General features: G+C 48.6%; 26 protein-coding genes. 21 read left to right on the top strand and 5 right to left on the bottom strand.

All coding sequences use genetic code 11. From position 1 onward, the window contains the following. The first annotated feature begins 120 nt into the window (after positions 1 to 120). From FYJ65_RS05690 to FYJ65_RS05590, 21 genes are all read left to right on the top strand, one after another. A complete protein-coding gene (locus FYJ65_RS05690; RefSeq protein ID WP_154554388.1) occupies positions 121 to 486 on the top strand; it encodes a helix-turn-helix domain-containing protein in 366 nt (121 codons plus the stop codon). Position 487: 1 nt separating this feature from the next. Beyond that, positions 488 to 1,027 (top strand): ImmA/IrrE family metallo-endopeptidase, encoded by a 540-nt coding sequence (locus FYJ65_RS05685; protein ID WP_154554387.1) that lies wholly within the window; start codon positions 488 to 490, stop codon positions 1,025 to 1,027. Between the two features lie 199 nt (positions 1,028 to 1,226). Beyond that, on the top strand, positions 1,227 to 1,892 hold the full coding sequence (locus FYJ65_RS05680; protein WP_154554386.1) for a DUF4417 domain-containing protein: 666 nt from the start codon (positions 1,227 to 1,229) through the stop codon (positions 1,890 to 1,892). Next, complete coding sequence (locus FYJ65_RS05675; RefSeq protein ID WP_154554385.1) at positions 1,892 to 2,305, top strand: DUF6883 domain-containing protein; 414 nt, start codon at positions 1,892 to 1,894, stop codon at positions 2,303 to 2,305. The genes FYJ65_RS05680 and FYJ65_RS05675 overlap by 1 nt, the downstream gene beginning before the upstream one ends. Before the next feature lie 3 nt (positions 2,306 to 2,308). Further along, positions 2,309 to 2,494 carry a DUF4926 domain-containing protein gene (locus tag FYJ65_RS05670; RefSeq protein ID WP_154554384.1) on the top strand — a complete coding sequence of 62 codons (186 nt, stop codon included), beginning with the start codon at positions 2,309 to 2,311 and terminating at the stop codon, positions 2,492 to 2,494. A gap of 506 nt (positions 2,495 to 3,000) precedes the next feature. Next, positions 3,001 to 3,771, top strand: a complete 771-nt coding sequence (locus FYJ65_RS05665; RefSeq protein ID WP_154554383.1) for a ParA family protein — start codon at positions 3,001 to 3,003, stop codon at positions 3,769 to 3,771. Between the two features lie 3 nt (positions 3,772 to 3,774). Further along, positions 3,775 to 4,695, top strand: coding sequence for a ParB/RepB/Spo0J family partition protein (locus tag FYJ65_RS05660; protein ID WP_154554382.1), 921 nt, complete (start codon positions 3,775 to 3,777; stop codon positions 4,693 to 4,695). Positions 4,696 to 4,739: 44 nt separating this feature from the next. After that, positions 4,740 to 6,539, top strand: a complete 1,800-nt coding sequence (locus FYJ65_RS05655; protein ID WP_154554381.1) for a GGDEF domain-containing protein — start codon at positions 4,740 to 4,742, stop codon at positions 6,537 to 6,539. Between the two features lie 3 nt (positions 6,540 to 6,542). Beyond that, complete coding sequence (rplI, locus tag FYJ65_RS05650; RefSeq protein WP_154554380.1) at positions 6,543 to 6,989, top strand: 50S ribosomal protein L9; 447 nt, start codon at positions 6,543 to 6,545, stop codon at positions 6,987 to 6,989. A 55-nt stretch (positions 6,990 to 7,044) separates the two neighbouring features. Continuing rightward, entirely contained in the window at positions 7,045 to 8,409 is a 1,365-nt protein-coding gene (dnaB, locus tag FYJ65_RS05645) for a replicative DNA helicase (RefSeq protein ID WP_154554379.1), read from the top strand. Between the two features lie 31 nt (positions 8,410 to 8,440). Next, a complete protein-coding gene (locus FYJ65_RS05640) occupies positions 8,441 to 9,823 on the top strand; it encodes a DnaD domain protein (protein WP_154554378.1) in 1,383 nt (460 codons plus the stop codon). Further along, on the top strand, positions 9,799 to 11,673 hold the full coding sequence (locus FYJ65_RS05635; protein WP_154554377.1) for a peptidoglycan DD-metalloendopeptidase family protein: 1,875 nt from the start codon (positions 9,799 to 9,801) through the stop codon (positions 11,671 to 11,673). Before FYJ65_RS05640 ends, FYJ65_RS05635 begins: the two co-directional genes overlap by 25 nt. A 15-nt stretch (positions 11,674 to 11,688) precedes the next feature. After that, entirely contained in the window at positions 11,689 to 12,108 is a 420-nt protein-coding gene (locus FYJ65_RS05630; RefSeq protein WP_154554376.1) for an FtsB family cell division protein, read from the top strand. 1 nt (position 12,109) lies between these two features. Continuing rightward, a complete protein-coding gene (gene rnmV, locus FYJ65_RS05625) occupies positions 12,110 to 12,667 on the top strand; it encodes a ribonuclease M5 (protein ID WP_154554375.1) in 558 nt (185 codons plus the stop codon). Further along, positions 12,660 to 13,523, top strand: a complete 864-nt coding sequence (gene rsmA, locus FYJ65_RS05620; protein WP_154554374.1) for a 16S rRNA (adenine(1518)-N(6)/adenine(1519)-N(6))-dimethyltransferase RsmA — start codon at positions 12,660 to 12,662, stop codon at positions 13,521 to 13,523. Before rnmV ends, rsmA begins: the two co-directional genes overlap by 8 nt. Continuing rightward, positions 13,524 to 15,644 carry an LTA synthase family protein gene (locus FYJ65_RS05615; protein WP_154554373.1) on the top strand — a complete coding sequence of 707 codons (2,121 nt, stop codon included), beginning with the start codon at positions 13,524 to 13,526 and terminating at the stop codon, positions 15,642 to 15,644. A 20-nt stretch (positions 15,645 to 15,664) separates the two neighbouring features. After that, positions 15,665 to 16,882, top strand: coding sequence for a transcription termination factor Rho (gene rho / locus FYJ65_RS05610; protein WP_154554372.1), 1,218 nt, complete (start codon positions 15,665 to 15,667; stop codon positions 16,880 to 16,882). Between the two features lie 35 nt (positions 16,883 to 16,917). Then, positions 16,918 to 18,942, top strand: coding sequence for a peptide chain release factor N(5)-glutamine methyltransferase (gene prmC / locus FYJ65_RS05605; RefSeq protein WP_154554371.1), 2,025 nt, complete (start codon positions 16,918 to 16,920; stop codon positions 18,940 to 18,942). After that, on the top strand, positions 18,939 to 20,012 hold the full coding sequence (locus tag FYJ65_RS05600; protein WP_154554370.1) for a D-alanine--D-alanine ligase family protein: 1,074 nt from the start codon (positions 18,939 to 18,941) through the stop codon (positions 20,010 to 20,012). Before prmC ends, FYJ65_RS05600 begins: the two co-directional genes overlap by 4 nt. Positions 20,013 to 20,108: 96 nt before the next feature. Continuing rightward, a complete protein-coding gene (locus tag FYJ65_RS05595) occupies positions 20,109 to 21,044 on the top strand; it encodes a PHP domain-containing protein (RefSeq protein WP_154554369.1) in 936 nt (311 codons plus the stop codon). An 11-nt stretch (positions 21,045 to 21,055) separates the two neighbouring features. Then, entirely contained in the window at positions 21,056 to 22,102 is a 1,047-nt protein-coding gene (locus FYJ65_RS05590) for a Fic family protein (protein WP_330636973.1), read from the top strand. A gap of 95 nt (positions 22,103 to 22,197) precedes the next feature. On the opposite strand, the gene folK is transcribed toward FYJ65_RS05590, so the two are convergent. Genes folK through FYJ65_RS05565 form a run of 5 tightly spaced genes read right to left on the bottom strand, consistent with a single transcriptional unit; the run spans position 22,198 to position 26,160 of the window. Further along, positions 22,198 to 23,004 carry a 2-amino-4-hydroxy-6-hydroxymethyldihydropteridine diphosphokinase gene (gene folK, locus FYJ65_RS05585; RefSeq protein WP_154554367.1) on the bottom strand — a complete coding sequence of 269 codons (807 nt, stop codon included), beginning with the start codon at positions 23,002 to 23,004 and terminating at the stop codon, positions 22,198 to 22,200. 1 nt (position 23,005) lies between these two features. Next, the gene (gene folP / locus FYJ65_RS05580) at positions 23,006 to 23,815 is read right to left on the bottom strand and encodes a dihydropteroate synthase (RefSeq protein WP_154554366.1); all 810 of its coding nucleotides are present in this window, start codon (positions 23,813 to 23,815) and stop codon (positions 23,006 to 23,008) included. Continuing rightward, entirely contained in the window at positions 23,812 to 24,282 is a 471-nt protein-coding gene (locus FYJ65_RS05575; RefSeq protein WP_154554365.1) for an HD domain-containing protein, read from the bottom strand. The genes folP and FYJ65_RS05575 overlap by 4 nt, the downstream gene beginning before the upstream one ends. A gap of 9 nt (positions 24,283 to 24,291) precedes the next feature. Continuing rightward, positions 24,292 to 24,849, bottom strand: a complete 558-nt coding sequence (gene folE / locus FYJ65_RS05570) for a GTP cyclohydrolase I FolE (RefSeq protein WP_277672157.1) — start codon at positions 24,847 to 24,849, stop codon at positions 24,292 to 24,294. 42 nt (positions 24,850 to 24,891) lie between these two features. Next, positions 24,892 to 26,160: a bifunctional folylpolyglutamate synthase/dihydrofolate synthase gene (locus FYJ65_RS05565; RefSeq protein ID WP_154554364.1), complete on the bottom strand. Its 1,269-nt coding sequence runs from the start codon at positions 26,158 to 26,160 to the stop codon at positions 24,892 to 24,894. Positions 26,161 to 26,313: the final 153 nt, after the last annotated feature.

The following is a 26,313-nucleotide window of genomic DNA, read 5'->3' as shown; positions in this document are numbered from 1 at the left end:
TTGGATAGAAAAAAATAAAGGATTGATTATTATTAGATAAAAATTAACCCAAATAGGTTGACAAAGAGATGAAGGTGGTATACAATACAGTTAACCTAATTTGGTTGAGGAGGATGGACAATGAAAACAACACTTGGAGCTTTTTTGAGAAAATTGAGACTACAGCGTGGGGAGAAACTCAAAGAAATGGCCGAAAATTTAAATGTTTCCTCAGCATTTTTATCAGCTGTTGAAAATGGTAAGAAGAAAATGCCTGCCTCTTGGTACGAGAAATTAGCAAACTTATACAATCTTTCAGCTAAACAACAAGAGGAATTGGAAAATGCCGTTATTGAATCCGGAGAAACTGTTGAATTAAAAATTAAAGATATTCCTTCAGGTAACCGTGAACTCGCAGTATGCTTTGCCAGACATTTTGACAGTTTAGACGAAGAAGCCAGTAAAGAAATATTCGCTATTTTAAAGAGAAAAGAAGAGGAGAAATAGTTTGGCAGAATACATTGTTGAGCCCAAATCCAGACAAGATATCAGAGATTTAACTTTAATGTTAAGAAAGTTTTTGGGTCTAGAAAATGAAAAGTATTTTCCCATTACGGAACTATTGGATGTTCTTGCTGAAATATTTGATAACTTCAGTTATGAAATCGTAGAGAATAACGAGTTACCTTTTGGAACTCACGCTGACACCAATACTCTTACCGGTCATATCCGCATAAGGGAAAGCGTGTATGAAGGTGCTTGCAATGGAAATGGCAGAGATAGAATGACTATTGCACATGAAATTGGGCACTATTTCACCATTTGCTTTTGCGGATTTAAGTTAGAAAGAAATTTTACCAACAAAAAAATTAAAGCATATCGTGACCCGGAGTGGCAAGCGAAATGCTTTGCCGGAGAACTTTTGGTTCCAGCACATTTAATGAAAGGTTGTTCCGTAGGAGAAATTATTGAAGAATGTGGTGTCTCTTATGATGCTGCCAAAATTCAATATAAAAAGATTAATAGTGAAAGGAGTGATGCCTCTTGAATGTTCTTAATGTTAAAAAAATCAATATAACTTGTTAAGACAAGATATATTGATTTCATCTCCGAATATTGCTATTCGTATCAAAGCAGAAGTATTATAGCAATTTTCGGAGAGATATTCAATAGAAAACGGTAAATTAATATTCTAAACAAGGGGGTTCTATGCCGTTTTCTCACTAATCCCCGGAAAGTTTTATAATATGTCTAGAACTAACTATAGCAGAAAAGGCTGTAAGGATGTCTTTCGTTCATTTCTTGTAAGGAATGCGACTTATGATGGCTCTTTAGAAATGCCTTGTATCAAATCCGTTGATGTAATCCCACACAAGTTAACTGTGTTTTCAAAATCAATACGAAGCAAAGACTTCAATAGTTTCGTACATTTCTTCGAGGATGATGTACAATTTGAGAGAATCTGGAACGCACCAAACAGGTATCTTCCGATTTTAAAGAATTTTGATGGAGTCATTACTCCTGACTTCAGTCTATATCGTGATATGCCTCTTGTTATGCAAGAGTGGAACACTTACAGAAACCGAGCTATCGGATACTGGTTACAGGAGAACGGCATTACCGTTATTCCAAATATCAGATTTTCTGATGAACGTTCGTATGCGTTTTGCTGTGACGGTGTTGCCAAAAATGGAACCATTGCAGTTGGGTCGCATGGATGTGTCAAAGTCAACATTGAGCGAATATACTTTGAAAGAGGTTTAAGAGAAACTGTGAAAAAGTTGGAACCGAAGAGAATTTTAGTCTATGGAGTAGCTCCGGATTGTATATTCAAGGACTACATAAAAGCAGGTATTGAAATCATTCAGTATGACAGTGATTGCTCAAGCTCCCGAAAGGTGGTGAGGGCTTAATGGGTACAGGTTATCACGGCGAATTTGGTAATAGCCACGGTACAAAAGAGCAGGCAAAGATTCCAATAAAATCACTCGGAGATGTCCGTTATAGCAAAAAGAAAACCGAGGGATATTTACTTAATATAAATCATCCAAAAGGTGGATCAAAAGCAAAATTTATGAAAGATGTTTTAGGATATTCTTCAACTGATTCTAAGTTGTTTCATAAAAACATCGTAAAATCAATTATAGGAAAAATACCTGATAAAACTGAAGTAACCCCATTTGGAACAAAGCACACCTATAAAACAAAGTTAATCGGGAAAGCAGGTGAATCAGTAAGTGCCAACGTAGTGGTTGTCATACAAAAGGATAATAACAGAAGTACTTACAAAATTGTCACGGTTTACCCGGATAAGAAAGGAAAGTAAATTATGAAAGAGTTAGATGTAGTAAAATTGAACAAAGAATTCAAAGGATTAAAAGCCGGAACAGAGGGAACTATTGTACTGGAGTACGATGGCAATTATTTTGAAGTGGAATTTTTTGATGATAACAATGATACAATAGGTGTTTTTACAACTCCGATTGAATTATTGGAAACTGTAAATGAAATGTAATCTTTAACTGTGGACAAGTAAAAATAAAAACCGCCCAGTCTCTCTGAAATGTTGCGTTAAGGAAAAGATTTGGGCGATTTTTAATTCTTCGTACAATGAACTAGAGTCGACGTTCCCTTTTATTTTGCCACTACAAACAGGTTTTTCCAATGCTTTTCATCTTGATTCGGTCATAAAAAACATCTTCGAGAGACATGCTCTTCGAAGCTTATAGTCGAACTGTTGTTGACTGGTGCAGAATTATTCTTTTGTGAAAATTTCTGAAGGAAAAAAGATATTTTTTGTAGGAAATATTATATATGTTTCACGTGAAACACAATACAACATTTCTTAACTTGTGTCAGCGAAAAGAAAAAATACAATATATTGTTTCACGTGAAACAAAGAAAGAAAAAAGCGTGAAGATTCGGTGATATATGGCAATAGCGGGGGCTGAAAACTGGAAATGAAAGTGCTTTTATTATATAATAAACAGATGATTTTAATTACAGAAGGAAGGAAAATGAATGGGAAAATCATACGCAATCTTTAATCAAAAGGGCGGTGTCGGGAAGACAACAACGAATATCAATCTGGGGGCCTGCCTGGCACGCAAAGGAAAGCGTGTGTTACTGGTGGACATCGATCCCCAGGGAAATACAACCAGCGGCTTGGGGCTGGTGAAGAGAGAGCTTCGCGATACGCTTTATGAGGCGCTGACCATGGAAGAGTACGACGTTCACAAGGCGGTGTACCATACCGAAACGAAGAACCTGGACATCATCCCGGCAAGCGTGGATCTGTCCGGTGCGGAAGTGGAACTGATTCAGATTTTCGGCAGAGAAATTTTACTTCGAAATGTATTGGCGCAAGTGAAAGACGAATACGATTTTATTTTTATCGACTGTCCGCCATCTCTGGGACTGCTCACCGTAAATGCGTTAGTCGCAGCGGATGGAGTAATCATTCCGATTCAGTGCGAATTCTACGCTTTGGAGGGCGTGAGTCAGCTGATGAAAACCGTGGAATTGGTTCGCCGAGAGATGAACAGAAATCTTCAGATAACCGGGGTCATCCTCAGCATGTTCGATGGTCGGACGAATCTGGGACTGCAGGTAGTGCAGGAGGTAAAAAGATTCTTTGGCAATAAGGTGTTCAAGACCGTGATTCCGAAGAATGTCCGTCTGGCGGAGGCTCCGAGTTACGGACTTTCTATTGTGGATTATGACCCTTCGTCGAAGGGGGCCAAGGCATATAAGAAACTGGCCGATGAATTTGTACAGCGAGAAGGGAGATAATGAATGGCATCAAAGAAAAGAGGACTGGGAAGAGGACTGGATGCACTTTTTGCAGATGCGGCACCGGTATTGGAAGAAGAGAATACCGCGGTTATAGATAAAGTGTTCGAGAAGGAAGAAGAAGCGGATTCGGGAGACCGGGTGCATTACATCGATATCGATGATATTAAACCGAACCCAAATCAGCCGAGAAAAAAATTCAATGTGAAGAGACTGGAGGAACTGTCTCAATCCATTCAGGACAATGGCGTAATTCAGCCGCTGGTGGTACAGCGCAAGGGTTCCGGATACGAGCTGGTAGCCGGCGAACGGAGATGGAGAGCGTCCAGACTGGCAGGACTGAAGAAAGTTCCTTGCTTGATTCGGGAGTTCGACGAGAAGCAGAATCTGATTGTAACCATCATCGAGAATATGCAGCGAGAGGATTTGGATCCGATTGAAGAGGCGAACGGACTGCAGCAGATGATTCACAAATTCGGCTTTACACAGGAACAGGTATCCGAATCGCTGGGCAAGAGTAGGGCATATATCGCAAACTCCGTACGTCTTTTGAAGCTTCCGGAAGATGTTCAGAAAAAGGTGAGTGAAGGAAAGATTTCCGCGGCTCACGGAAGAACACTTCTGTCGTTGGAAGATCCGAGAAAACAGCGAATGCTGGCGGAGCGAATTGAAAAAGAAGAGCTTTCGGTGCGTACGGTGGAGGAAATCGTAAAAAAACTGAAAGAGGGCGGAAAAAAGGAAACGAAGAAGCCGGAAAAGAAGAAGTCTTCTGAAATAATAACGGTGGAAAACGACCTGAGAGACCTGATCGGTACAAAGGTATCCATCGTTCAGGGTAAGAAAAAGGGAAAAATCGAGCTGGAATACTACAGCATTGATGAATTAAACCGACTGATTGATCTTCTGAGAACAGTTGGGAAATAATTTAAAGAAAAATTAAGGATAGGACAATAGACTGCGAGAATACTATGGAACAGATACAAGTAACAGAAAATTCAAGCGTAAACGAATACTTAGCGGACATCCCGCTCCCCGCCTGCATACTGGCACCGGATGGATGTATCAAAGCGGCAAACGCACTGATGAAGGATGTATTTGCTTACGAAGGCATTGCGGAGCAGAATTTCTTTGCCCTGACCGGTGTGAAGAGGAAAGCGCTCGTAGCCGCTGCTCGGGATGAAGAAGCTGAAGAGATTGAAATCGAACGAAATTCTCAGTCCTTTGTCCTTCGGACGAATAACGACCCGAAGGATGATGAAGATATTTTCGTGTACTTTATTAATGTGACGGAAAGGGATACCCTGAGGGAAGAGAGAAAGCAGGAACAGGTGTGCATCCTGTACATCAGCATCGACAATTACGATGAGATGATGTCCAGCACGACGGAAGACAGCCGGCTGGCAGTTCCGACGGAAGTGGATCGAATCGTTCGGAAATGGGCATCTCAGTATGATGCCTCCATCGATTCCATCGAAGCGGATTCCTACATGATGACCGTGTACCGGAGAGATGCGGATCGAATTATCGAAAGTCGTTTCTCCGTACTGGACGACGTGAGAAAAATCGATACGAAGGTAGACTTTCCGGTCAGCTTGAGCATCGGCATGGCTTTGGGAATGAAGTCCTTGAAGAGTGCAAAAGAATTGGCAGAGGCCGCACTGGAGTTGGCGCTGGGTCGTGGGGGCGACCAAGCGGTTGTAAAGAATGGGGATCGCACCCACTACTACGGTGGAAAGCTGCAGTCTTTGGAAAAAAATAACAAGGGAAAATCCAGAATTATCGCTCATGCGTTAAAACAGCTGATTCTGGAGAGCTCGAAAATCGTTATCATGGGGCATCGCTGGCCGGATATGGACTGTTTCGGCTCGGCCATCGGCGCATATAAAATTTGCCGGTATTACGAACGGGATGCCTATATCGTGATCGATAATTACAATGAAGCCCTTCAAACCGTATACACCCAGGCGGTGGAAACGGAAAACTACAATATCATAAACAGCGATAAGGCGAAGGAAATTCTGGATGAGAAGACTCTGATCATCGTTGTGGACGCCAATCGCCCGAGCATGGTGGAGTGCAGCGATATTTTGGAGAAAAACCTTCGGGTGGTTGTGGTGGATCACCACCGTCTGTCCGATGATTCCATTGCCAATCCGACGCTGGCGTACATCGAGTCCTACGCTTCTTCCGCCAGCGAATTGATGACGGAAATCATTCAGTATACGGCAACCCGCCGAATCGTGAACAAGTTCGAAGCGGAGACGCTGCTGGCCGGAATTACCGTGGACACCAACAGTTTTTCCAGCAAAACCGGCGTGCGGACCTTCGAAGCTGCTGCGTGGCTGCGGCGAGCAGGTGCGGACACATCGGAAGTAAAGCGGTTCTTCCAGAGCGAAGCGACCACCTTCCAGTCCAAAGCGGATGCCATCGCCAATGCGGAGTACTTGGATAACGGTGTGGTAATCGCCACATCCCAGGGCTATTCCACAGAAGCTCAGATTATCAACGCGCAGGTTGCGGATTCGCTGCTTTCCGTAAAGGGGGTGCGTGCTGCAATCGCACTGGGCAAAAACGATATGAACAAGACCGTCATCAGCGCCCGTTCGCTGGGAGATGTGAACGTACAGATGCTGATGGAGCGTTTTGGCGGGGGAGGACATCACACGTCCGCCGGCGCACAGGTGGAGGAAAATCCGGAAGAAGTCATTGAACAGATCAAAGAGATTTTACCGGAATTTACAGATGAGGATAATACAGAGGAGGAATAAGACATGTTAGTAATTCTTAAGAAAAACGTAAAGGGTACCGGAAAGGCCGGAGATATTGTAAAAGTAAGTGACGGTTTTGCCAACAACCGGTTGATTCCGGCAGGTCTGGCAGTTCCGGCAACCAATCAGAACGTAAAGAGTGCGGAGAAGCAGAAGGCCTTCATTGAGAAGAAGAATGCGGAAGAGAAGGCTGCGGCAGAAGCAACGGCAAAGAAGCTGGAATCCAAGACGGTAACCATTAAAACCCGCGTAGGAGATAACGGAAAGCTGTTCGGATCCATCACTTCCATGGACATCGCCGACGCAATTCAGAAGCAGGTTGGAAATAAGATTGACAAGAAAAAAATCGTTCTTTCCAAGCCGATTAAGGAAATTGGCGAGCACACCGTAGAGGTGAAGCTGTATCCGGAAGTATCCGCAACCGTTAAGGTCGTTATTTCCGAAGAATAAGAAATTGCGGAACTGTAATCGCGGAACTGTATATAAAGGATAGAAGAGACGAGAAATGGCAGAAGAAAGGGAGATAACCACCAGTCTGGAACCGCCCCAGGATATAGAGGCGGAAAAAGCCGTCCTGGGATCCATGCTTCAATCGGAAGATGCGGTGATGGACGTGACAGATCGGCTTCGCGCCGAGGATTTCTACCTTCGGGAACATCAGGAAATCTACAAGGCGTTCCAGGATTTGTGTCGAAAAAATGTTAATATCGATTTAAACACCACGTACTCCCAGCTGCGAAGCCGGCACACGGCGGACTTCGTGGGAGGAATGGTGTATCTGAGCCGTCTGTCGGATAACGCAATCGTCCCGGGAAATGCAAAGTACTATGCGGAAACCGTATTGGCAAAGTCCAACATGCGACAGCTGATAAAAGAAGCAGACGAGATGCGGGCGCAGGCATATGACGGGCAGAACTCTGCAGATATTATTTTGGATCATGCAGAGCAGCGAATTTTCGAAATCGCCCACAAAACCCAGAAGAGAAATTACACGGACATCAATGAGGTGCTGGTAGAAAATATCAAGCAGATTCAAGAGTTGGAACGAAATAAGGGACAGCTCCCGGGAATCACTACCGGTTTCACGGATTTGGATAAGTTGCTGGGCGGTCTCCACAAGACGGACCTGATCATTCTGGCAGCCCGTCCGGGTATGGGAAAGACGGCGTTTGCGCTGAACCTGGCCGGAAATGCGGCAGCGGATGGTGCATCCGTCATTATATTTAGCATGGAAATGTCTAAGGAACAGCTGGGTGAGCGTATGTTCGCAACAGCCGCTTCTGTAGAGATGGAGCACCTGAAGAGAGGAAACCTGACCCAGGACGAATGGATGAGCCTCAGCGAAGCTCAGGACAGCTTCGAAAATTGTAAGATCGTTATCGACGATACCTCAGATATTTCGGTATTGGAAATTAAGAATAAATGCCGCCGACGGAAGGCGGAAGCGGGACTGGACCTGATTGTCATCGACTACCTGCAGCTTATGAGCCAGCAGGGATTCAAGTCCGGCGACCGTGTGAACGAAATCAGTGCAATCACCCGTCAGATTAAGATTCTGGCGAAGGAACTGGATTGCGCGGTGATTCTGCTGTCTCAGTTATCTCGAGACATTGAAAAAAGACCGAATCACAAACCGCAGCTTTCCGACTTGAGAGAATCCGGATCCATCGAGCAGGATGCGGATATCGTCATTTTCCTAAAGCGTGAGGATTACTATGCGGAGGACGACGATGAAGTGGATCTGAGCCGGCAGAGCAATACCTGCGAAGTTCACGTGGCAAAACACAGAAGCGGATCCACGGGCGTCGTGGAGCTGGCATGGATTGGAAAGTATACCAAGTTCGGAAATTTAGAAAGAAGCATACTGTAGGATTACAATATCAACACATAACAGGAGTACAATGGCGAAGATAAGATTCAAAAAAATTAACACTCGAAATCCGCTGCTGTTCAGCACCAGCGTGGAGAACTTGTTCATCAGCGAACTGCTTCCGGCAGCTCCGGGAGAATACGTGAAGGTATACCTCTTTGGACTGATGAATGCGGGCTTTGGCGGTGCGGAAGATATAAAAGTAACTTCCAACGTGCTGAATATGCCGGTGGAGGATATCGAAAAGGCGTGGGCGTACTGGGAAGATAAAGGCGCAGTGCAGCAGGTATACGACCCGGAAACCCGGTCCTATCGAATTGATTTTATCAGCCAAATTGAAGAGATATTCGGAACGCCGATGGAAGAGGCGAAGCCGGCAAAGACGGCATCGGTATCTCCGGAAGCAGCGCCACAGGACGCACCGGAAGCATCGGTCAGCAAGACGCCGGAACAACTCATGGCGGAAGAGGTAGCGCGGCTGGAAGACCTGGAAATCCGGGCATTGTACACCAATCTGGAGGAGGCGAAAGGAACGCCGATTTCCACGCAGGAAGCGAACAAAATCCGGGATACCATCAATATTTACGGGGTGACACCGGATGTCTATTCCTATGCGATTCAATACTGCAGCGAGCTGGATAAGTACAGCGTGGACTATATTTCTAAGGTGGCAATCCGCTGGACGGAAGAGGGATGTCACGATATCGCTCAAGTAAAGGCTCTGCTGGACAGCGAGAGTAAAAGAACTTCCGAATACCACCGAATTTTCCGAGAGGTAGGCTTCAAGCGAACCCCGAGTCCGGCCGATCGGGAGATGATGGATACCTGGCTGGATAGCTGGGGCTTTAAGATGAGCGAAATTCTGGATGCTTGTCGGACCACTGCAGGAATGCGGGAACCATCCCTGCGCTATGTGAATCGCGTTTTGGAAAACAAGATGAAGGAAGCGGGGGGAATCGACACAAAGAAATCCTCAAGGGCTTCCGCAAACAACAGCGAAAAAGGGGACAGCTATCAGAAGACGGTCAGTCGGAGAGTCCTGGGCGCCTATTACGATTATATTCGAAACCAATCCGAGCTGGAGTATCAGGAGCATCTGGATGAAGCCCGGAAAATTCCGCAGATGGCCGATATTTTGAAACTGGAAAGCGAGCTGAATAAGGCCATGATGACCTTTGAGTTCGGATCAAATATAAAAGAAAAGAAAAAGATTCAGATGGAGAAACGGAATAAACTGGAAAAGAAGAAGCGGGAATTGCTTCTTCAAAGCGGATATCCGGAAGACTATCTGGAGAAGAAGTATCGGTGCGAGAAGTGCAGGGATACCGGGATTACCGATGACGGACAGTTTTGCTCCTGCAAGAGACAGCGGATTGAAGAGGCATATGAATGGAATTTGAAAAAAAACCGATAGACAACATGAATGAGAATAACCGAATGCCGGAAACGGTGAATCCGGAGGAGAATATGGAGGAAGAAAAATCCTCAAAGGAAAAGAAGAAAGAAGAAAAGAACGCGAAGAAAGAAGTGGCTGCCAGAAAAAAGGCGGAAGCGAAAGCGAAGAAAGCGGCGGAAGCGGAGGCAAAGGCTGCGGAGAAGAGAAAGAAAAAGGCGGCAAAGAAAGCAGCAAAAGAAGGAAAAATCACTCTGGGAAAAATCATCGTGGATGAAGCCGCGGATGTGATTTCTACCCATGACCGCATTCAGGCTTCCGTGGATCGTTTTTTCGCCGCCATGAAGTACAGCTTGGTTTATGAGATGAATGACGCCCGGATCCGCTATAAACACAACGCGACCGGAATGCTTACCGCATTCTTCGGCACTATCGTCATCATTTGCTTTATGCTTCTTGTTTTTGACCATGAAACATCCTATCAATATTCCTATAACGGAAGAATTCTTGGATACGTCGATGACCAGGAGCAGGTGTACAATATTTTGAATATCGCCGGGGAGAAACTGTCCAAGGTAAACGATGCAAAGATTCGTTTCAAGGTGGGACAGAATATTACCTTTAAGAAGGTGTCCAGCTCCAAGAAGGATATCGATACCGCCGACCAGGCGCTGAACAAGCTCACCTATATGACGGAAATTGACGTGGTGGGTTATGGAATCTATGAAAAAGACCGCCTGCTGGCTGTGGTGGAATCCAAGAGCGTTGCCGACAAGGTGCTGGATGACGTGGTAAATTACTACCGGACGCCGGATAAAGGAATGCAGCTTCAGAAAATCGGATTTAAGCATCACGTAGAGGTGAAGCCGGTGAACGTCATGCTCACCAGCGTGATGACTCGAAATGAAGCGGAGGACATTCTGGAAAACGGCGGAAAGATGTCCTTGCAGCATATCGTGATGGAAGACGAGGATACCGCGAAGCTGCAGGAAATCTACAGTGCAGACAGTCAAGAAATTCGGGTCATCGGTCAGAGCGATTCCAACCGAGAAGAGGAAGAAGCGGACACGACGGAAAAGGGTGATAAGAACGTCAGCAAGGGAAAAAAAATAGATGTGGCCACCGCACTGTCTGCCGTTACGGCCACTATTCGAACACCGGAATCGGGAGATAAAATCGAAATCGACCGAAAGGTGGAACCGATTACCGTAGAGATGACGGAAGACGGCACCATGTCAGAGGTCATCAAATACAAGACCATCGAAAAGAAGACGAAAGAAATGTACCGGGGAGACCGAGAAGTCACTCAGAAGGGTGTGAACGGAAGACAGATTATCACCGGTACCGTGGTATATCAGAACGGTAAGGAAGTAAAGAGAGATATTCGAGATAAGGAAGTACTCAAGAAATCCGTGGACAGGGTGGTTCTGGTGGGTACCAACGACAAGCCGAAGTGGTATCCGACCGGGCATTATATTATTCCGGTGAAGAATGAGGTCATTACTTCCTACTTCGGATCCAGATGGGGAAGAATCCACGGCGGACTGGACTTCGGTATGCCGATCGGAACGCCAATCTACGCTTCCGATGGAGGAACCGTCACCCGGGCAAGCTACTTTGCGGGCTACGGATTGTGCGTAGAGGTGACTCACAATAATGGCACCTTCACCCGATACGGACACTGCAGTGCCGTGAAGTGTAAAGTGGGCGATAAGGTTGCCCAAGGTCAGAAGATTGCACTGGTAGGAAATACCGGAAACAGTACCGGACCGCACCTGCACTTCGAGATCCATCCACACGGCGGTGGATACGTGGATCCATACCCGTATCTGTACGGCAGCAATAAGGGAAATCAGCTGAATAACGAGTAGAAAGGTGTTTTCTGAATGGAAAGAAATCCATACGAGGAGTTCCTCGACCCTTCCGTGGAAGAATTGAATCGGACGCGAAAGGATCGGGTGGCTGCCCGAAAGAAACAGAAGAAAGCGCAGAAGCGAGCCAATCGTCGTAAAGCGATGGCCTCCGGAAAGAAGCGGCGACGGAAACCGAACAAAGTGGTTTTGGTTCTGGTGATTGTTATTGCAATCGGCCTGTTTGCTTCTGTACGGAACATCACTAGGCTTCAGTCCGAGAATAAGCGATTAAAGGAACAGAACTTGAAGCTTTCGGAAAAGCGGGATGACTTAAAAAAAGAATTGAAAAATGTGAATAGCCGGGAATATATTGAGAAGAGAGCCCGGGAACAGCTTCGGCTGGTGAATCCCGGTGAGATTATTTTTACCTTCCCGGATGAAGATAAGGAATAGAATGAAGAAGATAGCGATAGACGAAGCCATAGTAGTAGAAGGAAGAGACGATGAGATTGCTCTGCTGAAAGCAGTGGATGCATTGATTATAAAAACCCATGGGTTCGGGATTCGGCAAGAAACCTGGACGCTGATGGAGAAGGCGTATCGGGAGAAGGGGATTATCGTATTTACGGATCCGGATTTCTCCGGCGAGGAGATTCGGCGGAAGATTACCGCCCGTTTTCCGGAAGCGAAGCAGGCTTATCTGCCACTGGAGGAAGCAACTCGAGACGGTGACATCGGGGTGGAAAACGCCTCCCCGGAAGCCATCATCCGGGCCCTGCTGAAGGTGCATTCCGGAACGGCGAAGGGACCCGCGGATCCGATTACCATGGAGGAATTGGAGCAGCTGGGTTTATCGGGTTGTGAAGGTTCCGCCGCTCGCCGGGAGAAGGCGGCAGCGGTTCTCGGAATCGGCTATGGAAACAGCAAGACATTTCTAAAGAAGGTCAATGCTTTCGGTATTGACCGAGCTGCGCTGTTGGAAGCGCTGAATAAAGAGGGCAGAGTTGAGTAAGAGTAAGAAGAAAAGTACAGGATTTCAGCATTCCAAGAAGCTGGGACAGAATTTTCTGACGGACCACGGAGTGGTAGAGGACATCGCCATTGGAAGTCTGGCAGATGAGGATACCCTGGTTATTGAAATCGGACCGGGCCAAGGCGTGCTGACCGACGAATTGATGAATTATGCCGGCGCGCTGATTGCAGTAGAACTGGATGACCGATTGATTCCGTATTTGAGAACCCGATTTGCATTGAACGACCGGGTGGAAATCGTTCACGGGGACATTCTGGAAATCGACCTGGAGGAACTGGTTCGGAGCGGAAAGGAGAAGTTCAATGTCTCCAAGGTACAGGTGGTGGGAAACCTGCCTTACTACATTACCACTCCGATTATCATGAAGCTGCTGGAATCCGGAATTTCATTTGAGAACATCACCATCATGATGCAGAAGGAAGTGGCGGATCGATTGATTGCAGAACCGGGAACCAAGAACACCGGTGCCATCACCTATGGCGTTCAATATCGGTGTACCGTAGATAAAATTTGTGACGCCGATCGGAACTGTTTCGACCCGGCACCGAAAGTGGATTCCGCCGTTCTGCGCTTGAACTTTCGGAAGGAACCGCCGGTCACTCCGGTCAGCGAAAAATTCTTTTTTCAGTGCATCAAAGCAGGTTTCATGATGCGCCGAAAAACACTGTTAAATTCTTTGGCGGCATTGAATTCGTTGGATGCATCCTATCATTTTGGGAAGGACAAAATTCAGCAGGCACTGAAGGAATGCGGAATTGATTCAAAGCGCCGGGCGGAGAGTCTGACCATGGAGGAATTTTCCGAATTATCCGATGCAATTTGGAGGCAGAGATAGTTGATTAAGAAAAAATTGTTCAAGAAAAATCGTAAAGAAAAAAAGAATCCGGGAAAGATTCTTTCCAAGCTGATTTCGGTGAAGGAAAAGATTCAGAAAAAGTTCCGGGAGAAATTTCCGAAGAAAAAGCCGAGATTCCACGATGCGAATCTCCATGAGAAGCGCTACATCCTTCGGTTGGCGGCGATGTCCTTTCTGATGTACCTGTACATCGAGACTTTCGCCAGAGCCACCGACGGAATTTTCAACGGCGTGATGATGCTTTGGAAGCAGCCAGTGGTGTTCCTGTACAACTGGTTGATTATTTTTGCCACGCTGACGCTGACGCTTCTGTTCCGGAAGCGTGGGTTCGTCACGCTCCTCATCATGATTGTATGGGGCACCTTGGGAACAGTGAACGGATGCATTCTGATTAAACGAATGACTCCTTTTACCCTGTACGACTTGCAGAATCTGGGCGATGGACTGACACTGCTCACTACCTACTATTCGAAATTGCAGATTGTTCTCGGTGCCGCGGCGCTGATCATCGGCGGTGCTATTATCGTATTGTATTACATTAGCAGCTACCGGTGGGACAATGTGAACTACAAAAGAAGTTTCGCGGTGGTTCTGATTTCCGTGGCCGCTGCGATGGGAAGTACCGTTGGCCTAATCCGGCTGGGCACGCTGTCCACCTTCTTCGGTAACTTGAACTATGCGTACACTGACTACGGATTCCCGTATTGCTTTATCAACACGTCCATCAACAAAGGCATTTCCAAGCCGGCGGATTATTCCAAGAGTTCCATTCAGAAGATTTTGAAAAAGACGAAGAACGGAACGGATACCACGCCGACGAAGAAGGAGACGGATAACACCAAGCCGAACATCATCGTGCTTCAGATGGAGTCCTTCGCCTATGCCCAGGATTTCCACAATATTAAGGTGTCCAACGATCCGACACCGAATTTCACAAAATTAATGAAAGACTACACTTCCGGTTGGTTTGAAGTGCCGGCTTGCGGTGCAGGTACCGCAAATACGGAGTTCGAGGTGCTGACGGGAATCAGTGCGAAGTTCTTTGGTCCGGGAGAGTATCCGTACAAGGGAAAGCTTCGAGAGAAAACCCTGGAAAGCATGGCCTACGTGTTGAAGAACAGTGGATACTCCACTTATGCGATGCACGATCATCGGGCGCTGTTCTACAACCGAAACGAAGTATATGCGAACCTGGGTTTTGACAGCTTTACCTCGGCGGAATACATGAACAATATCGAGCTGACGCCGACCGGATGGGCACAGGATAAAACCATGACCGGTGACATCATGGACATCCTGACCAATACGAAAAATCCTTCTTTTATGCACATCATTTCCGTGCAGGGACACGGCAGTTACCCGACGGAGCAGGTATTTAAGGATCCCTATACCACGGTAACGGCGGACAACGAAGAAACCAAATGGAAGTACGAATATTACGTAAACGAAACGCATCAGATGGATACTTTTATCGGAGATCTTCTGAGCAAAATCCGGAAAAGCGGCGAACCGACCATTGTACTGATCTACGGCGACCACATTCCGGCACTGGATGTGAAGAGCGCGGATTATGCAGACGGCAACCTGTACCAGACCCGGTATGTAATCTGGGATAACATCGGTCTGTCGGAGAATGATCGAAAGCTCTACTCGTACCAGGCCGGGGCCCAGCTCCTTAAAGATGCGGGTCTGTCTCACCGTGGTGTGATCTTCGATTATCAGCAGAGCAATTCTCAGAAGTCGTCCAGCTATCTGAGCGATCAGAAAACGCTGGCGTACGACATGCTGTATGGAAAGGATTACGTCTTCGGCGGGAAGAATCCGTACAAGCAGACCAAGATGCGCATGGGATACAAGGATATCGAGATCGATAAGATTGTAAAAATCGGCGACGATTATTACATCAAAGGAAAGAACTTCACGGAGCGAAGCAAGATCAGCATGGATGGCGAGACGTTGAGCACCATCTATTTGAGCTCGACCTTGCTGGGTCTTCAGGAGAAGATCGATCCGGAAGATGTGGATAAGCTGGAAGTGAGCCAGACAGACAAGAAGGACGACACCATTCTGTCCACCATCACCTCCCAGGAAGAGTTATAGTTTTTAATAAAAGGATTATCATGAAAGAAAACAATACGGAAGAAAAAGAAATTATGCAGAAGACATCCGCAGAGAAAAGCGAAAGTCATGATGCGGGAGAGAAAACCTACAGTCCGGAAGAACGGCCGGAGATGGAGGGAATTCTGGAAATTGCAGAAGGAGGCTTCGGCTTCCTTCGGTTCAACAATTTCCTGTCCTCGGAAAAGGACATCTACGTGTCTCCTACCCAAATTCGGCGTTTCGGCCTTCGGACCGGAGATAAGATTCGGGGAATTACCCGCCTGCCGAACGAAGGGGAGAGAAACGGCGCCCTGCTGTACGTGCTGACGGTAAACGGAAATCGTCCGGTGAACACCAGACGGCGTCCGCACTTCGATCAGCTGACACCGATATTCCCGAACGAGCGAATTTCGCTTGAGGATTCCAGTATTGAGATTTCCACCCGGATTATCGATCTGGTGGCACCGATCGGAAAAGGGCAGAGAGCACTGATTGTAGCCCAGCCAAAGGCGGGAAAAACCGTGCTCCTGAAGAAGATTGCCCAGACCATCGAAAAGAAATATCCGAAGTTGGAGCAAATTGTGCTTCTGGTGGATGAACGACCGGAGGAAGTAACGGATATGAAGGAATCTCTGGAGCGTTCCGAGGTTATCTATTCCACCTTCGATGAGCTGCCGGCCCATCACATCAAGGTGGCGGAGATGGTCATCCAGAGAGCGAAACGCTTGGCGGAGGAAGGTCAGGATGTGGTGATTCTGTTGGACAGCATCACTCGGTTGGCAAGAGCTTATAACATGGAAGTACCGTCCTCCGGAAGGACACTTTCCGGAGGACTGGATCCGGGAGCGCTGCATCCGCCGAAGAAATTTTTCGGTGCGGCTCGAAACATCAAAGAGGGCGGAAGCATCACCATCCTAGCGACCGCACTGGTGGAAACGGGAAGCCGAATGGACGATGTTATCTACGAGGAGTTCAAGGGCACCGGCAACATGGAACTTCACCTGGATCGAAAGCTGAGTGAACGAAGAATTTTCCCGGCCATCGACCTGTATAAATCCGGAACACGGCGAGAGGATCTGCTGCTGACACCGGAAGAATTCACCGCCATGTATATGATTCGCCGAGAGATGTCCAACGGCAGTGTGGCGGAGATTACGGAAGATATCATCGACGATATGACCCACACGAAGAACAATCACGACTTTGTGGAGCTGATTACCCGTAAACTGTACCGCTAATTTTTTTCAAGAAAAAGGAAAGAGAAGCATAACAATTGGACTACAAGAAGATATTCATTAAAGAAGCCTGCCCCACATCCATCGGAGGGCAGGCGATTATGGAAGGCGTTATGATGCGGGGGGCAGATCGCACGGCGATTGCCATGCGGCTTCCCGGAGATGAAATCTATCTGCGGACAAAGAAGCTGAAACCGGCGGGAAAGCTTCGGAAAATTCCGATTCTCCGAGGCATAATTTCCTTCGCGGATTCCCTGTTTACGGGAATGGGTACCTTGATGGAATCGGCGGATATTCTGGAAGAGAACTTCCCGGACGAGGATTGGGGAGAACCTTCGGCGCTGGAACAGAAGATCAACAGCCGATTCGGCGAGAAGGCGGCATGGAATGCGATGCTGTTCCTTTCGGTGCTTTTTGCACTGGTACTCTCCATCGGCATTTTCGTCATCTTTCCCACCATTGCCATTAACTGGCTGGGGAAGTGGATTTCCAACAGCATAGTGCTGAACCTGTGCGAGGGAATTTTCCGAATCGTATTGTTCGTTCTGTACATCTATTTAATATCGCGGATGAAGGACATCCAGACCTTGTTTCAATACCACGGGGCGGAACACAAAACCATCCACTGCTTCGAGAACGGCCTGGAACTGACGCCGGCCAACGCTCAGAAGTTCTACACACTGCATCCTCGCTGCGGAACCAGTTTTCTGATTTTCGTCATGATTATCAGTCTGCTGTTGTTCTCGTTCTTGGGGTGGCCCAATGTGTGGATGCGCATCACGTCCCGAATACTGTTGATTCCGGTCATTGCGGGACTGAGCTACGAGGTGCTGCGACTGGCGGGAAAGAACGACAACGTTATAGTTCGGGTACTGAGCTACCCGGGTTTGATGATGCAGAAGCTCACCACGAAGGATCCGACGGACCACCAGCTGGAAATCGCTATCGTTGCGCTTAAGGCGGTATTGGTGGATTCCGATGCGCCGGTAATCGACGGTGTGGTGGATACGGATGCCAAACTGATTGTGAAGGAAAACAAGGAACCGGAAGAATCGAAAGGGTCAGATGAGCCGGAAACGGCGGCCGAGACGGATGCTGATTTTATGGAAAGTAAAACTGTTTCCTCCGAAACCGACGAAATTCCGAAAAAAGAAGAAGACAACGAGACCTACGTTCCCGGAATCCGGTATGATTCGAACGACGCCACGCTGGGGAACCTGCTGCACTGGGGCAAGAGCTGTCTCTCTATGGTGGAGAACGGGGCCAACGAGGCGCAGGAGATTTTGCAGTACATTCTGGGATATACCCGGACGGATCTGATTCTGCGGAACAAAGAGGTGCTGCAAGAGGATGACCGGAAGGAGTACGAGCGGCGCATCGAGATGCGGCTCAGCGGAACCCCGCTGCAGTATATCACCGGCGTGCAGGAATTTATGGGGCTGATGTTCCGTGTGAATCCGAATGTACTGATTCCGAGACTGGATACCGAGGTGCTGGTGGATCAGGCCATCGGAATTCTGAAGGCGAAGGAATGGGAGAATCCTTTTATTCTGGATATGTGCACCGGAAGCGGTGCCATCGGCGTGACCATGGCTCACGAATTTCCGGATGCGGAAGTGACGATGACGGATGTGAGCCCGAAGGCGCTGAGTACGGCAATGGGAAATGCGCAGATTAACGACGTGTTCTCTCGGTGTATTTTCCTGCAGGGAGATATGTTTGAAGCGATTCCGGAGCAGAAGCGCTTCGATATGATTCTCAGCAATCCGCCGTACATTGAAAGCGATGTCATCGAGACTTTGTCCACGGAAGTGAAGGATCACGAACCGAGACTGGCGCTGGACGGCGGAGCGGACGGATTAACGTTCTACCGCATCCTGGCGGAAAATGCGGAGAAGCATCTGGCGGACGGCGGATACCTGATGATGGAAATCGGCTGCGATCAAGGCGAGGCGGTTCGTCAATTATTGGAAGAAAATGAAAATTACAGCACGGCAGTGGTGCTGCAGGATCTGAATCATTTGGATCGAATTGTAATAGCGGAAAGGAAGGGACGAGAATGAATCTAGCAGTTATCTTTGGGGGAAAATCCGATGAGCATGAAGTGTCCAGAAACTCGGCGGTCAATGTGCTGACCGCTTTGGAGGAGAACGGCCACGATGTACTTGTGGTGGGAATTACCAAGGCGGGACGCTGGTATGCAACCAAGGCCTCCCATGAAGAAATCGCTAATGGGGACTGGGAAAAAAGAGCGGATAACCGTCAGGCGGTCATTCCGGCGGACCCGGTAGCCCATGGTTTCCTGATTTTCGACGAGGCCGATCACGCAGATCTTCATCGAATCGACTGCATCATCCCGGTGCTTCACGGCGACCACGGCGAGGACGGAGATATTCAGGGCCTGTTCGAACTGGCGGAGATTCCGTACTGCGGACCGGGAGTTCGCGCTTCGGCCAATGCCATGGATAAATCCGTGACCAAGAAGCTGGCGGCGGTGACCGGTGTAGATATGGCCAAGTATTGTGTTCTTAAGAAATACGAATACGACAAAAACCCAGAGGAACAGATTGCTCGGGCTCTGGCGGTGGACGACGGAAACTTCCCGCTTTTCGTGAAACCTTCTTCTGCCGGATCTTCTGTGGGTGCCCACAAGGTGAAGAAGGCGGAAGACCTTCGTCCGGCCATCGAAGATGCGTTCCTCTATGACGACAAGGTTCTGGTGGAAGAAATGATTGCCGGCCGAGAAATCGAGGTGGCCCTTCTGGGGAACGAGGAACCGCAGGCTTCCTGCGTGGGAGAGATCCTGTCCGCCGACGAATTCTACGATTACGATGCGAAGTACAACAATCCGGAATCCCGGACACGGGTCATCGATGACCTTCCGGAGGAAACCCTGAATCAGGTTCGAAACTATGCGGTGGAAATTTTCAAAGCTTTGGACTGCAGAGGGCTGTCCCGCTGCGATTTCTTCTACAGCAACGACGGAAGAATCGTGTTCAACGAGATCAACACCCTTCCGGGGTTCACCAATATCAGCATGTATCCGCAGCTCTGGGCAGCCATGGGCAAACCGGCACCGCAGCTGCTGGAGGAATTGATTCAGCTGGCTTTGGAAGAACATCAGTGGAACTAATAAAAAAAGAGCACGCAAACCCGCAGTTGTCCGACGCGGCGCTGCGTGCTTTTACATAGGTATATTATTTGCATGGAATAGAGTGGGGGATGGAAGATGGGAATAAATAGAAGATTTGTGGATTTGCACATGCATTCCACGGCTTCCGACGGAACGACGCCGCCGGAAAAGCTGATTGAGGTTGCCCGGGCGGAAACGGTCCTGGCCCTGGCAGAGGGGTGGATTTCGGAAGAACCACAAGAATACATTATGGCCCTGACGGATCACGACACGCTGGCGGGTATTCCGGCATTAGAAAAGGCAGCACGGCTATTCGAAAACGTCCGAATTATTCCCGGTGTGGAGATTTCATCGGATTACCAAGGACATGAGATTCACATCCTGGGCTACAATGTGGATTCGGAGAACAGCGACTTACAGTCGGGACTGGAATATTACCGAGGCGAGCGGCAGCGCCGGAACCGGCGAATTCTGGGAAAATTCCGAGACATGGGAATTTCAATCCCGGAAGAGGAACTGAGCACGCGGGAAAACGAGGCGGTGGGCAGGCCTCACATTGCTCGGTGGTTGGTTCGGCACCGGTATGCCAAATCCATCCGGGATGCTTTCGACCGTTTTCTGAATCCGGGAGAACCCTGCTACGTCAATCGGGAAAAGGCGCCGGCGAAGGAGTGCATACAGTTGATTCGGAATGCCGGCGGCATTCCGGTGCTGGCCCACCCGGTGCGGTATCGTTTCCTGAACCATACGGAATTGGAGAAAATGATTCGCCGGTTCGCAGAGGATGGCCTGCAGGGGGTAGAGACTTACTACACGGAAAATCGACCGGCGGATACTCGGTACCTGGAAGCGCTGTCTGAAAAGTACCGTTTGATTCGCACCGGCGGTTCGGATTACCACGGCAAGAATAAGCCGAATCACCATATGGGCTATGGCCATGGAAACCTGGGGGAGACCATGGATCGGATTCAGGTCAACTTGTTGAAATCTCCATCATTTGAGGATAAAATGATGGAGATAAAGCTGAAATGAAGGAGATTCCTATGAGAGATTTTGATTATATTGCAAGTCCTGCGAAGTTGCTGACACCTGAAATTGTTCAGATGATTAGCAGCATTCACGAACATAAAGGCAAACAGGAATTATTTCTCGAAGCCAATGTAGATGAACTGAAAACGCTCTTAGAGGTTGCGTTGATTCAGAGTACGGGAGCATCTAACCGAATCGAAGGTATTTTTACAAGTGATAAGCGTTTGGAAGAATTGGTAAGCCAAAAGACAGAACCTCGCAACCGATCCGAGCAGGAAATTGCCGGTTATCGTGAAGTGCTTTCCACAATTCACGAAGGCTATGAATATATCAATCCAAGACCGAATATTATTTTGCAGTTACATCGAGATTTGTACTCCTATTCACAGGGGACTGCCGGTGGAAGTTATAAGAACTCCGATAATATAATTGCAGAAACAGATGCCGATGGCCATCAGAAAGTACGTTTTATTCCGGTTCCCGCATTTCAGACTGCTGAAGCGATGGAAGAACTTTGCAATCGCTTCCTTAAAGCGTGGGAAGCTGACCGCATTGATAAACTGGTCCTGATTCCCATGTTTATTCTGGACTTTTTGTGCATCCATCCTTTCAATGACGGAAATGGTAGAATGAGCCGGCTGCTCACTTTGCTGCTTTTCTACAAGGCGGGATACATCGTTGGGAAATATGTCAGTATGGAAATGCTGATTGAAAAGACTAAAGAAACATATTATGAAGCCCTTCAAGCAAGTTCTAACGGCTGGCATGAGGGTGAAAACAACTATGAGCCTTTTGTTAAGTACTATCTGGGCATCATGCTGAAAGCATACAATGAATTTGAAAGCCGTGTAGAGCATTTAAAGAATCGCAGTATTTCTAAGCCTGATAGAATTAAAGCAGTTATTGATAACAAGGTTGGCAAGATTACAAAGAAAGAAATCATGGAGCTTTGTCCTGATATAAGCAAAGTTACCGTGGAAAGGACTTTGACTAACCTGGTTAAGAGTGGTTATATCGCAAAAGTTGGTGCAGGTCCATCTACCGGCTATGTTCGCATTTAATAAAATATCTCCATCATTTATGAATAAAATGATGGAGATATTTTTATATTGATGGAGATTCAGGAACGGAAAAAGTGAAGAATCCCAAATTCCGGTTACAGCTCCACCATCCGCTTCTTCAGCACCGGATGCATCTTGTACGGAGCCAGCTCCTTCATGGGTTCGATGACAAAGGAGCGGTTGTGCATGTCCACGTGGGGGATGCACAGATCGTCGTCGGACATCACCAGGTCATCGTAGAAGATGATATCCAGATCCAGAGTTCTCGGGCCCCAATGAATGATTCGCTCCCGACCGGCTTCCGCCTCGATGCGGTGAAGCTCATCCAGAAGTTCGTGTGGGGTGAGCAGGGTGGTGATTCGAGCGGCGCCGTTCAGGAAGGACGGCTGGTCCGTTACGCCGTACGGTTCCGTCTCAATCAAGGTAGAAATCGCTTCCACCTGAATGCCGGCCGTGGCATCCATTTTGGCCACCGCCTCTTCGATCAGCGCCCGGGAGTCGCCCAGGTTGGAACCCAGTGCGACGAACACCTCGTGGCGTCTGCGTTCGCAGCTTACCGCAACGGTGCGGAGGGGCAGACCCACCGGTGCCCAGGGTTTGCTGATTTCAATCCACACGCCGCGGATGCGTTCGTCCATCTCCAGCACGGCTTTGGCAACGTGCTCGGCGCAGGCTTCAATCAGGTTAAAAGTATTCTCGGTCATGACCTGCTTAATCCGCTGGGAGACTTCCGCGTAGTTGACGGAATCCTCAATGCGGTCGGAAAGACCGGCCGGCCGGATATCCACCTCCATCTCGCAGGACACGAGGAACTTCTGTCCCAGCACGTTCTCCTCCGGGAGCACCCCGTGATTTGCGAAAATTTCCAGTCCTTCAATTCGAATAGTATCTTGTCTGTGCATTTTATCTTACCCCGTTAATCGCTTCCATCATCTTGATGGCTCTGACATTCTTCTCCACATCGTGTACCCGGACGAAACCGCAGTGAGCCTGTGCGGCGAGAACCGTGGTCACCAGCGTTCCTTCCTCCCGCTGATCCTTCGGCAGATCCAGCGTCAGACCGATCACGGATTTTCTGGAGGTTCCCAGCAGGATCGGATACTCCAGCCGGGTGAACTCATCCAGATGTTTCAGGATGGTGAGGTTCTCTTCATAGCTCTTGGCAAAACCCACGCCCGGATCCAGAATGATGGCATCCTTCCGAACGCCGGCCTGCAGTGCAATCTGAGCACTCTTGGTCAGGTCGCCGATCACATCCGGAACCAGATTCTCGTATACCGGAACCTCGCGGTTGTGGGAGAGGCAGCAAGCCGCATCGTATTTCGCGGTCACCGCAGCAATCTTTTCGTCGTACAGGAAACCCCAGATATCGTTTACCAGGTCGGCACCGGCGGAAAGAGCCGCATCTGCCACGGTGCTTTTGTAGGTATCGATAGAAATCGGAAGGTCAATTTCCTTTTTCAGGGCCTCAATCACCGGAACCACTCGTTCGATTTCCTCTTCATCGCTGATCTGAGTGTATCCCGGTCGGGTAGACTCGCCGCCTACATCGATGATGGCGGCACCTTCCTCTTTCATTTTTTCCGCATGGGCGAGGGCCCTGTCTAAATTATTCCAGCAGCCGCCGTCGGAGAAGGAATCCGGTGTCACGTTGAGGATTCCCATCACATAAGTTCTGTTCGTAAGATCAAATTCTTTGTTGCCGATAATCATTTTTCTATCCCTTCGTTCTTAACTTTCCATTTGCACGTATCTGCGGCCTTGCATCGAAAACACATTCGGGAGGCTTTGTCCGAACGATGGAGCAGGGCAGCCAGTCCCGAGCCCCTTTCTTCTCCGTGTCCCCGAATGGCCTCCTGAATCATCTGAATTTCCGATTCCGCATATCCGCAGTCTCGAAGAATTCCTTCCGCAATCACCGCACCGGCCTCATCGTGGGATCCGGCGTCTCGATACTCGGCGGCTCTTCCGATATCGTGGAGGAGCGCGGCGGCATAGAGGATGTTTTTGTCATAATCCAGTCCGTCTTCCAACACCTGAATGTAGGAAATCCGCGCTACATCCAGCAGGTGCTCCAGCCCGTGCCGGCAGTAAATGCGGTCCGCCTCCAGCGCCTCAATCTCGTCCAGCAGCCGATTGAATTCTTCGTTTCGCACAATTCGGTTATATCTTTCGTCCATATCTTCGTCCTAGCGGATGCTCAGCAAGTTGAAAAAACTGTTCTGCAGGCTGTCGTTTCCGGAGAACACGCCGCGAGTGACCACGTTCACCGTCTTCGTGCCCGGCTTCTTCACGCCCCGCATGGTCATGCACAGGTGCTCCGCCTCGCACACCACCATCACGCCCGCCGGATTCAGACAATCCATAATCGCATCCGCAATCTGCGCCGTCATGCGCTCCTGCAGCTGCAGCCTTCTGGCATAGACCTCCACGGTTCTGGCCAGTTTGGACAGCCCCACAACCTCGCCCTTCGGAATGTAGGCGATGTGCACCTTTCCGAAGAAGGGCAGCATGTGATGCTCGCACATGGAATAGAAATGAATATCTCTCTCCACCACCATCTCATCGCTGTCAACTGTGAAAACCTTCGACAGATGCTCCTTGGCATCCACCGTCATTCCGCCGCAAATCTCCTCGTACATCTTCGCAATTCGATCCGGCGTCTCCAACAGCCCCTCCCGATCGGGGTCCTCCCCGATTCCTTCGAGTAGCATAACAACCGCTTTTTTAATTTTTTCTGTATCCACTTCCGTGCTCCTCTCTTTATTCACAGTTTTCGCAATAATTATCTAAAAATAAAATTTCTCAATCCCATCCTTGGCCGACCGAAGCAGGGAGAGCGAGCCGGTCACCAGTACCGCGTCGCCTGTCGCTTCTTTTATGGCAGTCTCGATGGAATCCGATACGTCCGATTTCACACCGACCTTCTCGTACACTGCGGCCAGTTCCTCCTTCGGAAGGCTGCGGCCGCCATCCGGCAAATCGATGCAAATCGCATGGTGCAGCACGCCGCTGAGAATTGCGGCGATTTTCGAATACTCCTTATCCTTAAAAACACCGGTAACGGCGGTGAACTTCGTGTCCGGCCAGCATTCCCGGAGCGTTTCCACCAGGCATTCCGCCGCCGCTGCGTTGTGAGCCCCGTCCAGAATCCAGATTTTGGAATCTTTTCGAATGATCTCCAGACGTCCCGGCCAGCGGGTTTCCGCAAGACCGTTTCGAATGTTCTCTTCCGTAACGGCTGCGCCGGTTCGCTGAAGGGCAGAAACAACCTCAATGGCTACCGCCGCATTCCGGAGCTGATGCCGGCCCAAGAGCTGAATGAAATATTCTCTTCCTTTATATAAGAAGATTTGACCCTCCGGCGTATGTTCCTTCCGGATGCAGTCCTCGGTATGGGTGATACGGCAGTCCATGTTTTCGGCCGCCTCTTCCAGAACCTCCATGGCCTCCGGATCCTGAGGTCCGGTCACCACGGCAGCGCCCGGCTTGATGATGCCGCTCTTACAGGTGGCGATTTCCCGAAGGGTGCTTCCCAGGATGCCGATGTGATCCATGCTGATGGACGCAAAGGCACACACCAGCGGGCTCTTAATGACGTTGGTGGAATCCAGGTCACCGCCCATGCCGGTTTCCAGCATCACGTAGTCGCAGTTTCGTTCCTTGAAATATTCAAAGGCGATGGCGGTCTCCAGTTCGAAAACGGTAGGATGGTTCAGGCCTTTGGCCGTCATTCGGTCCGCCGCATCCTTTACCTTCTGCACAAGTTCCGGAAATTCCGATTCAGCCATCCATTCGCCGTCAATCTGAAAGCGTTCCAGATAGCCGAAGACGGAAGGGGAGCTGTAGCAGCCCACTCGGTATCTCGCATCCATGAGGATGTTCTTTGTGTAGGAAAGGATGGAGCCCTTTCCGTTGGTGCCCGCAATGTGGACAATTCGAAGATCGTCCTGCGGGTTATCCAGCTCTTCCATGAGCGCTCGTATGGAGTCCAGGCCCAGGATAATCCCGGACGCGGACACGTTATCCAGGTATTCCCTGGCTTCGGTGTAATTCACTTTTCCACTCCTCGCTGTGTATATCTGTCTTTTTGAAAGCCCTAAATGCTTTAAAAAAAGGGCTCATTTCAAAAACCATAACCTTTAAAATAATATCATAGAACCATTGGAATTTAAACATAAACGAGGAAACAAATGAGAAAATGTGATGGT

Origin of the sequence: Mogibacterium kristiansenii (genome assembly GCF_009695905.1) — a bacterium.
Lineage (GTDB): Bacteria > Bacillota > Clostridia > Peptostreptococcales > Anaerovoracaceae > Mogibacterium_A > Mogibacterium_A kristiansenii.
Note: the sequence above shows the minus strand (reverse complement) of the source record. Positions and strands in the feature narration are given on the sequence as shown.